Origin of the sequence: Aromatoleum tolulyticum (genome assembly GCF_900156155.1) — a bacterium.
GTDB classification, from domain to species: domain Bacteria; phylum Pseudomonadota; class Gammaproteobacteria; order Burkholderiales; family Rhodocyclaceae; genus Aromatoleum; species Aromatoleum tolulyticum.
On the sequence record NZ_FTMD01000011.1, the window covers coordinates 16691 to 26336 of the forward strand.

The 9646-nt window shown below is 66.5% G+C and carries 5 protein-coding genes; 4 read left to right on the plus strand and 1 reads right to left on the minus strand.

Annotated features, from left to right (window positions below; all coding sequences use genetic code 11):
* Window positions 1-19: 19 nt before the first annotated feature.
* A complete protein-coding gene (gene uvrA, locus BW991_RS16250; RefSeq protein ID WP_076603164.1) occupies window positions 20-2854 on the minus strand; it encodes an excinuclease ABC subunit UvrA in 2835 nt (944 codons plus the stop codon).
* Between the two features lie 134 nt (window positions 2855-2988).
* Here uvrA and BW991_RS16255 point away from each other — a divergent pair, with 134 nt between their 5' ends.
* From BW991_RS16255 to BW991_RS16270, 4 genes are all read left to right on the plus strand, one after another.
* Window positions 2989-4173: an MFS transporter gene (locus BW991_RS16255; protein ID WP_076603165.1), complete on the plus strand. Its 1185-nt coding sequence runs from the start codon at window positions 2989-2991 to the stop codon at window positions 4171-4173.
* Between the two features lie 24 nt (window positions 4174-4197).
* Entirely contained in the window at window positions 4198-4692 is a 495-nt protein-coding gene (gene ssb, locus BW991_RS16260; RefSeq protein WP_076603166.1) for a single-stranded DNA-binding protein, read from the plus strand.
* A gap of 447 nt (window positions 4693-5139) precedes the next feature.
* Window positions 5140-7293 carry a hydantoinase/oxoprolinase family protein gene (locus BW991_RS16265; RefSeq protein ID WP_076603167.1) on the plus strand — a complete coding sequence of 718 codons (2154 nt, stop codon included), beginning with the start codon at window positions 5140-5142 and terminating at the stop codon, window positions 7291-7293.
* A gap of 11 nt (window positions 7294-7304) precedes the next feature.
* A complete protein-coding gene (locus BW991_RS16270; protein WP_076603168.1) occupies window positions 7305-9629 on the plus strand; it encodes a hydantoinase B/oxoprolinase family protein in 2325 nt (774 codons plus the stop codon).
* Window positions 9630-9646 lie beyond the last annotated feature (17 nt).

Consider the following 9646-nt stretch of genomic DNA (forward strand, 5'->3'; position numbering starts at 1 on the left):
ATCGCCGGTGATTTCCGCCTCAAGTGTTCGCGGTGGGTTCGAGCATGCGCTTCAGGTAGCGGCCAGTGTGGCTGTCGGGGTGGGCGGCGATCGCTTCGGGCGGACCGCTGCACAGGATCCGGCCGCCGCGGTCGCCACCCTCGGGGCCGAGATCGACGAGCCAGTCGGCGGTCTTGATGACGTCGAGGTTGTGCTCGATGACGACGATGGTGTTGCCGTGGTCGCGCAGGCGGTGGAGCACGCCGAGGAGCAGTTCGATGTCGCGGAAGTGCAGGCCGGTGGTCGGTTCGTCGAGGATGTAGAGGGTGCGGCCGGTGTCGCGCTTGGAGAGCTCGAGGGCGAGCTTCACGCGCTGCGCTTCGCCGCCGGAGAGGGTCGTCGCACTCTGGCCCAGGCGGATGTAGCCGAGTCCGACGTCCATCAGCGTTTCAAGCTTGCGCGCGACGCCGGGTACGGCGCCGAAGAATCCGAGCGCGTTCTCGACGGTCATGTCGAGGACTTCGTAGATGCTCTTGCCCTTGTAGCGGATCTCGAGGGTTTCGCGGTTGTAGCGCTTGCCGTGGCACACGTCGCAGGGGACGTACATGTCGGGCAGGAAGTGCATTTCAACCTTGATCATGCCGTCGCCCTGGCACGCCTCGCAGCGCCCGCCCTTGACGTTGAAGGAGAAGCGGCCGGGGCCGTAGCCGCGGGCGCGCGCATCGGGGACGCCGGCGAAGAGTTCGCGTACCGGGGTGAGCAGCCCGGTGTAGGTCGCCGGGTTGGAGCGCGGAGTGCGGCCGATGGGGCTCTGGTCGACGTTGATGACCTTGTCGAAATCGTCGAGACCGTGCACTGCCGAGAAGGGGGCGGGTTCAGTCGTCGAGCCGTAGAGATGCCGGGCGGCCAGCGCGTACAGGGTGTCGTTGATGAGGGTCGATTTGCCGGAGCCAGAGACGCCGGTGATGCAGGTGAACAGGCCGACCGGGATGGCGAGTTCGACGTTCTTGAGGTTGTTGCCGGTGCAGCCTTCGAGGCGCAGCTGGCGCTCGGGGTCCGGAACTGCGCGGCGTGCCGGCACGGGGATGGTGTAGCGGCCGGCGAGGTAGGCGCCGGTGAGCGATGCCTCGCTGGCGACGATGTCGGCCGGGGTGCCGCGGGCGACGATTTCACCGCCGTGCACGCCCGCGCCGGGGCCCATGTCCACGACGTAGTCGGCGCAGCGGATCGCGTCCTCGTCGTGTTCGACGACGATCACGGTGTTGCCCAGGTCACGCAGCTGGCGCAGCGTGCCGAGGAGGCGGTCGTTGTCGCGCTGGTGCAGGCCGATCGAGGGTTCGTCGAGGACGTACATGACGCCGGTGAGGCCGGAGCCGATCTGGCTGGCGAGGCGGATGCGCTGTGCCTCGCCGCCCGAAAGGGTGTCGGCGGAGCGGTCGAGCGAGAGGTAGTCGAGGCCGACGTTGATCAGGAAGCTCAGGCGGTCGGAGATTTCCTTGACGATCTTGGCGGCGACGAGGCCGCGGTGGCCGGGGAGGGCGAGGCCGTCGAAGAAGGCTTTGCATTCGCCCAGCGGCATGCGGCTGACTTCGTGCAGCGAGCGGTCGCCGATGAGGACGTTGCGCGCCTCGGTGCGCAGGCGGGTGCCGTGGCAGCTCGGGCAGGCCTGGGTCGCGCGCAGCTTGGTAAGTTCCTCGCGCACGGCGGTGGAGTCGGTCTCGCGGTAGCGGCGCTCGAGGTTGGGGACGATGCCTTCGAAGGGGTGCTCCTTCGCGACCATGCGTCCGTTGTCGGAGAGGTAGCGGAAGGCGATCTTGTGGCGGCCGGAGCCGTGCAGGACGACCTGCCTGACTTCGTCGGGCAATTCGCCGAAGGGGGTATCGATGTCGAAGCCGTAGTGGTCGGCGAGGCTTGCGAGCATCTGGAAGTAGAACTGGTTGCGGCGGTCCCAGCCGCGGATCGCGCCAGCGGCGAGCGAGAGTTCGGGGTGGGCGACGACGCGTGCCGGATCGAAGAATTCGACCTGGCCGAGGCCGTCGCACTTGGGGCAGGCGCCGGCCGGATTGTTGAACGAGAACAGGCGGGGCTCGAGTTCGGCGAGCGCATAGCTGCAGACGGGACAGGCGAAGCGGGCGGAGAAGAGGTGCTCGGTGCCGGTGTCCATCTCGAGCGCGACGGCGCGGCCGTCGGCGTGGGTGAGCGCGGTCTCGAAGGATTCGGCGATACGCCCGCGTTGGTCGGCGCGCACCTTGAGGCGGTCGATGACGACTTCGACGGTGTGGCGGCGGCCCTTTTCGAGTGCGGGCATGGCGTCGAGCTCGGCGATCCGGCCATCGACGCGCACGCGCACGAAGCCCTGCGCGCGCAGGTCGGCGAACAGATCGCTCTGTTCGCCCTTGCGGTGGGCGACGACGGGCGCGAGGATCATCAGGCGCGTGTCTTCCGGCAGCGCGAGGACGTGGTCCACCATCTGCGAGACGGTCTGCGCCTCGAGCGGATGCTCGGGGTGGTCGGGGCAATGCGGCGTGCCGGCGCGCGCGTAGAGCAGGCGCAGGTAGTCGTGGATTTCGGTGATCGTGCCGACCGTCGAACGTGGGTTGTGGCTGGTGGCTTTCTGCTCGATCGAAATCGCGGGCGACAGGCCCTCGATGAGGTCGACGTCGGGCTTTTCCATCAGCTGCAGGAACTGGCGTGCGTAGGCCGACAGCGATTCGACGTAGCGGCGCTGCCCCTCGGCGTAGAGCGTGTCGAAGGCGAGCGAGGACTTGCCCGAGCCGGACAGGCCGGTGATCACGGTGAGCCGGTTGCGCGGTAGCTCGAGGGTGATGTTCTTGAGATTGTGGGTGCGGGCGCCGCGAATGCGGATTTCGTCCATGGGGCGGGCTGACGAAGGGTAACGTGCCACTATACGAGAGAACGCCGACACAAGCCAAACCGGCGGGCGGCGGGTGCTAGAATCGCCGTTTTGTTCCAGCCCCGAGACCGATGGCCCGACCCGAGCATGATCCGATGACCCCCGCAGAACGCCGGGCTGGCGCGAGCCTTGCCGCGATCTTCGCGCTGCGCATGCTTGGCCTGTTCCTGATCCTGCCGGTGTTCGCCGTGCACGCGCACAAGCTCCCGGGGGGGGACAACCTGACCCTGGTGGGGCTGGCGATCGGTGCCTACGGGCTGACCCAGGCCTTCCTGCAGATGGCCTACGGCGCGGCGTCGGATCGCTTCGGGCGCAAGCCGGTGATCGTATTCGGATTGGTGGTGTTCGTGATCGGAAGCGCCGTTGCGGCGCTGGCCAGCGATATGGGGACGGTGATCGTGGGGCGTGCGCTGCAGGGCGCGGGGGCGATCTCGGCGGCGGTGACGGCGCTCGCGGCGGACCTGACGCGCGACCAGCATCGCACCAAGGTGATGGCGATGATCGGTTCGAGCATCGGACTGGTGTTCGCACTGTCGATGGTGGCGGCACCGGTTCTGTATAATGTCATCGGCATGAGCGGGATCTTCTGGCTGACGGCGGTGCTCGCGGCTGCGGCGATCGGAGTGGTGCTGTACGTCGTGCCGGCTGCGCCGCCGGTGCCGCGTGCGCCGACCGGGCTGTTCGGCGAGGTGTTCCGCGACGGTCAGTTGATGCGGTTGAACGTCGGCGTGTTCGTGCTGCACCTGATCCAGACGGCGATGTGGGTGATGGTGCCGGCTGCGCTGGTGAGCGGGGCGAACCTGCCGCTGCCCGAGCACTGGAAGGTCTATCTGCCGGCCGTCCTGCTGTCGTTCGCGGTGATGGTGCCGGCGGTGATCGCGGCAGAGCGGCAAAATCGCATGAAGCTGGTGTTCGGCGCTGCGGTCGCGCTGCTGGTGGTCGTGCAGGCCGGGCTCTTCGCTTTCGGCCAGAGCGTCGTGACGCTGGGGCTGTGGCTGACGCTGTTCTTTGTCGCCTTCAACGTGCTCGAGGCGATCCTGCCGTCGTGGATCTCGAAGGTGGCGCCGGCGCACGCGAAAGGCACGGCGCTCGGGCTGTACAACACGCTGCAGTCGGCCGGGCTGTTCCTCGGCGGCATGCTGGGGGGCTGGCTGGCCGAACACTTCGGCAGCGGCGCCGTGAACCTCGTGTGCGGCGTGCTCGCCGTGATCTGGCTGCTGCTGGCAGTCTCTATGAATCCGCCCGCCCGCCGCGTGACGCCGGCGTCGGCGGCGCACTAACCTGAAACATCCGAGGAGAACCTCATGGCTTCGTTGAACAAAGTCATCCTGATCGGCAATCTGGGCCGCGATCCGGAAACCCGCTATGCGCCGAGCGGCGACGCGATCTGCAACATCACCGTGGCGACCACCGAGACGTGGAAGGACAAGGCGACCGGCGAGCGCAAGGAAGCGACCGAGTGGCACCGCGTGGTGTTCTTCGGCCGTCTGGCCGAGATCGCTGCGCAGTACCTGCGCAAGGGCAGCCAGATCTACGTCGAAGGGCGCCTGCAGACGCGCAAGTGGCAGGACAAGGACGGCCAGGACCGCTACACGACCGAGATCCGCGGCGACGAGATGAAGATGCTGGGGTCGCGTCAGGGCGGCGGCGGTGGCGATGCGCCGATGGGCGGCGGCTACGACGCTCCGGCTGCGGCGCCTGCACGCCAGGCCCCGCAGCAGGCGCCGGCGCAGAAGGCGCCGAGCCAGTCGGGTGGCGGCGGCGGCTTCGGGGACTTCGACGACGACATCCCGTTCTGACGAAGAAATCTTTCCTGTTGTAAACAACGAATGCGAAGCCCCGGTGGCTTCGCATTTTCGTTTGTGCCGTACGCAACGGCACGTGGGGTTCCGTGCTCCGTCCGGTTGCGCGCCCTTATTCTGGTGCCTTCCATGTCGCCCGTGCTGACATGGACGGTTTCCGCCTCTTCCCGTTTGTCCCGTTTTTTCCGGTTCGCATCGTCCGGACGCCCTGAGCGGTGACCGGCGCGTCCGTTCGACTTCCGGACGGTCATCCATTTTCTGGTCGTACGCCCGGCGCAGCGTTTCCTGTTGCGGTGCACGAGGCGCGTGGCGCTTCTCCGCCATTCCCGGGCTCATCGGTCTGGTGCGTTGCAGCGGCCGAAATCTGGCACGTCCGCTGCAACAGGTCCTGCGGGGGCCGGCAGCATCGGCGACTCGACAATCCAGGAGATGATGGAGACAAACATGGAAGTCCAACAGGCAGCATCACAAGTACAGGTGATGGGCATCGACGCCGGCGGCACGATGACCGATACCTTCTTCGTGCGCGCCGACGGTCGTTTCGTCGTCGGCAAGGCTCAGAGCAACCCCGGGGACGAATCGCTGGCGATCTTCAACTCGTCGCAGGACGCGCTGGCCCATTGGGGCCGCGAGGTCGACGACGTGTATCCCGAACTCGTCACTTGCGTGTATTCCGGTACGGCGATGCTGAACCGCATCCTGATGCGCAAGGGCCTGGACGTGGGTCTGATCTGCAACCGCGGCTTCGAGCAGATCCATTCGATGGGGCGCGCGCTGCAGAGCTACCTCGGCTACGCGCTGGAGGACCGCATCCACCTCAACACCCACCGCTACGACGAGCCGCTGGTACCGGTGTCGCGTACCCGCGGGGTGACCGAGCGTACCGACGTGCAGGGCAAGGTCGTGATCCCGCTGCGCGAGGACGAGGTGCGTCAGGCGACGCGCGAACTGGTCGAAGCCGGCTCGCAGGCGATCGTGATCTGCCTGCTGCAGTCGCACAAGAACGAGGTGAGCGAGCAGCGGGCGCGCGACGTCGTCAAGGATGAGCTGAAGAAGCTCAAGGTGGATGTTCCGGTGTTCGCGTCGGTGGACTACTACCCGTCGCGCAAGGAAAGCCATCGCATGAACACGACGATCCTTGAGGCCTACGGCGCCGAGCCGTCGCGCCAGACGCTGAAGAAGGTCAGCGACCGCTTCAAGAAGCACGGCGCGAAGTTCGACCTGCGGGTGATGGCGACGCACGGCGGCACGATCTCGTGGAAGGCGAAGGAACTCGCACGCACCATCGTCTCCGGCCCGATCGGCGGCGTGATCGGGTCGAAACTGCTGGGCGAGTACCTCGGTGACGAGAACATCGCGTGCTCGGACATCGGCGGGACTTCGTTCGACGTGGCGCTGATCACCAAGGGCAGCTTCGCGATCAAGTCCGACCCGGACATGGCGCGCCTGGTGCTGTCGCTGCCGCTGGTGGCGATGGACTCGGTGGGCGCGGGCGCGGGCAGCTTCGTGCGTCTCGACCCGTACAGCAAGTCGATCAAGCTCGGGCCCGACAGCGCCGGCTACCGCGTCGGCACCTGCTGGCCGGAGAGCGGGCTGGACACGGTGTCGGTGTCCGACTGCCACGTCGTACTGGGTTACCTGAACCCGGACAACTTCCTCGGCGGCGCGATCAAGCTCGACGTGCAACGCGCACGCGACCACATCAAGGCGCAGATCGCCGATCCGCTGGGGTTGTCGGTCGAGGACGCGGCGGCCGGCGTGATCGAGCTGCTCGACCTGACGCTGTCCGAGTACCTGCGCGCCAACATCAGCGCCAAGGGCTACAACCCGGCGGAGTTCACGTGCTTCTCGTACGGCGGCGCCGGTCCGGTGCATACCTACGGCTACACCGAAGGCGTCGGCTTCAAGGACGTGGTCGTGCCCGCGTGGGCGGCCGGATTCTCGGCCTTCGGCTGCGCCTGCGCCGACTTCGAGTACCGCTACGACAAGTCGGTGGACCTCGGTGTCGCCCAGTTCGCGGCCGACGCGGACAAGGCGGCGGCCTGCGCGAGCCTGCAGGAAGCGTGGGAAGAGCTGGCGGTGAAGGTCATCGACGAGTTCGTCATCAACGGCTACAAGCCGGAAGACGTGCTGCTGATCCTGGGCTACAAGATGCAGTACATGGGGCAGCTCAACGACCTCGAGATCGTGTCGCCGGTGTCCACCGCGGCCACCGCCGCCGACTGGGACCAGATCATCGATGCCTTCGAGAACACCTACGGCCGCGTCTATGCCAACTCGGCGCGTTCGCCGGAACTGGGCTTCTCGATCACCGGCGCGATCCTGCGCGGCATGGTGGTGACGCAGAAGCCGGTGCTGCCGGAAGACCCCGACTGCGGCCCGACGCCGCCGAAGGAAGCCTATCTCGGCACCCGTCCGTTCTATCGCCACAAGAGGTGGGTCGAGGCCGCGCTGTGGAAGATGGAATCGCTCAAGGCCGGTAACCACATCGTCGGCCCCGCGATCATCGAATCGGACGCCACGACCTTCGTCGTGCCCGACGGCTTCGAGACCACGGTCGACAAGCATCGCCTGTTCCATCTCAAAGAAGTGAAGTGAGGAGAACCGCCATGAACATGATGACAAACAAGGAACTCGGCTTCGCCGACCTGCTGAAGAACGGCCAGACCCTCAAGCAGTTCCGCGACGGCATCATCGAGCGCACCAAGGCCAGCGGCTACTACAACGGTCAGGAAAAGCTCGAATTCCGCGACAGCGACCCGATCGGCTACGAAAAGCTGTTCTCCAAGCTGCGCGGCGGCTTGGTGCATGCGCGCGAAACGGCCAAGAAGATCGCCGCGAGCCCGATCGTCGAGCAGGAAGGCGAACTGTGCTTCACGCTGTACAACGCCGCAGGCGACTGCGTGCTGACCTCGACCGGCATCATCATCCACGTCGGCACGATGGGCGCGGCGATCAAGTACATGATCGAGAACAACTGGGAAGGCAACCCCGGCATCAATCCCGGTGACATGTTCACGACCAACGACTGCGCGATCGGCAACGTGCACCCGTGCGACATCGCGACGATCGTGCCGATCTTCTGGGAAGGGCGGCTGATCGGCTGGGTCGGTGGTGTCACGCACGTGATCGACACCGGCGCGGTGACGCCGGGCTCGATGTCCACCGGCCAGACGCAGCGCTTCGGCGACGGCTACATGATCACCTGCCGCAAGACCGGGGTGAACGATGAGCCGCTGCGCGACTGGCTGCACGAGTCGCAGCGCTCGGTGCGCACGCCGAAGTACTGGATCCTCGACGAGAAGACCCGCATCGCCGGTTGCCACATGATCCGCGAGCTGGTCGAGGAGGTGATCCGCGCCGACGGCATCGAGGCGTACGAGAAGTTCGCCTTCGAGGTCATCGAGGAGGGCCGCCGCGGCCTGATGAGCCGCATCAAGGCGATGACGCTGCCGGGCAAGTACCGCAAGGTGTCCTTCGTCGACGTGCCGTTCAAGCACGAGGACGTGCAGGTCTCCAACGCCTTCGCCAAGCTCGACTCGATCATGCACTCGCCGTGCGAGATGACGATCAAGCCGGACGGCAAGTGGCGGCTGGACTTCGAGGGCGCGAGCCGCTGGGGCTGGCATACCTTCAACGCCCACCAGGTGGCCTTCACCTCGGGCATCTGGGTGATGATGTGCCAGACCCTGGTGCCGACGCAGCGCATCAACGACGGCGCGTACTACGCGACCGAGTTCCGCCTGCCCAAGGGGACGTGGTGCAACCCGGACGACCGCCGCACCGGTCACGCCTACGCCTGGCACTTCCTCGTCTCCGGCTGGGCGGCGCTGTGGCGCGGCCTCTCGCAGTCCTACTTCAGCCGCGGCTATCTGGAAGAGGTGAACGCCGGCAACGCCAACACCTCCAACTGGCTGCAGGGCGGCGGCATCAACCAGGACGGCGAGATCCACGCGGTGAACAGCTTCGAAGCTTCGAGCTGCGGTACCGGTGCGTGCGCGGTCAAGGACGGCCTGAACCACGCCGCGGCCATCTGGAACCCGGAAGGCGACATGGGCGACATCGAGATCTGGGAGATGGCCGAGCCGCTCCTGTATCTGGGCCGCAACGTGAAGGCCAACTCCGGCGGCTACGGCAAGTATCGCGGGGGTTGCGGCTTCGAGACGCTGCGCATGGTGTGGAACGCCCAGGACTGGACGATGTTCTTCATGGGCAATGGCTTCATGAACAGCGACTGGGGAATGATGGGCGGCTACCCGTCGGCGACCGGCTATCGCTTCGAGGCGCACAAGACGGGGCTGGAGCAGCGCATCGCGATCGGCGACTCGCTGCCCCTGGGCGGTGACCTCGACCCCGCGCGTCCCGACTATGAGCGCCATATCGACGCGACTGCGGTGGTCAAGCGCGACAAGCAGTGCATGACCACCGAGGACTGCTACGACAACCACGACCTGTACCTGAACTACCTGCGCGGCGGCCCCGGCTTCGGGGATCCGATCGATCGCGAGCCGAAGGCGATCGAGAACGACCTGAACCAGAAGTTCCTGCTGCCCGAATACGCGCAGAAGGTCTATGGCGCGGTGTTCACGCAGGACGCGAAGGGCGTGTTCGCGGTGGATGTCGCGAAGACCGCCGCCCGCCGTGCCGAGATGCGCAAGGAGCGGCTCGCCCGCGCCCTGCCGACGCGCGAGTGGATGAAGGAGGAGCGCGAACGCATCGTCAACAAGCATGCGGCGGTGCAGGTGCAGCACATGTTCGCGACCAGCTTCGCGCTGTCGGAGAAGTTCACGAAGGAGTTCAAGGCCTTCTGGAACCTGCCGGCCGACTGGCAGCTGCTGGAGTCCGAGCTCGGCGTGCCGTCCTACGGCTCCAAGCACCGCATGGACCTGTCGCTCCTGCCCGACGTCACCACCGTCGTCCAGGTCGAAGAGTAATCACCGAATCGAGGAGT

Bases quoted from the DNA above. Each gene is read 5' to 3' on its own strand.
- uvrA (WP_076603164.1), bottom strand. From the start codon at position 2,854: ATGGACGAAATCCGCATTCGCGGCGCCCGCACCCACAATCTCAAGAAC.
- ssb (WP_076603166.1), top strand. From the start codon at position 4,198: ATGGCTTCGTTGAACAAAGTCATCCTGATCGGCAATCTGGGCCGCGAT.
- BW991_RS16265 (WP_076603167.1), top strand. From the start codon at position 5,140: ATGGAAGTCCAACAGGCAGCATCACAAGTACAGGTGATGGGCATCGAC.
- BW991_RS16255 (WP_076603165.1), top strand. From the start codon at position 2,989: ATGACCCCCGCAGAACGCCGGGCTGGCGCGAGCCTTGCCGCGATCTTC.
- BW991_RS16270 (WP_076603168.1), top strand. From the start codon at position 7,305: ATGAACATGATGACAAACAAGGAACTCGGCTTCGCCGACCTGCTGAAG.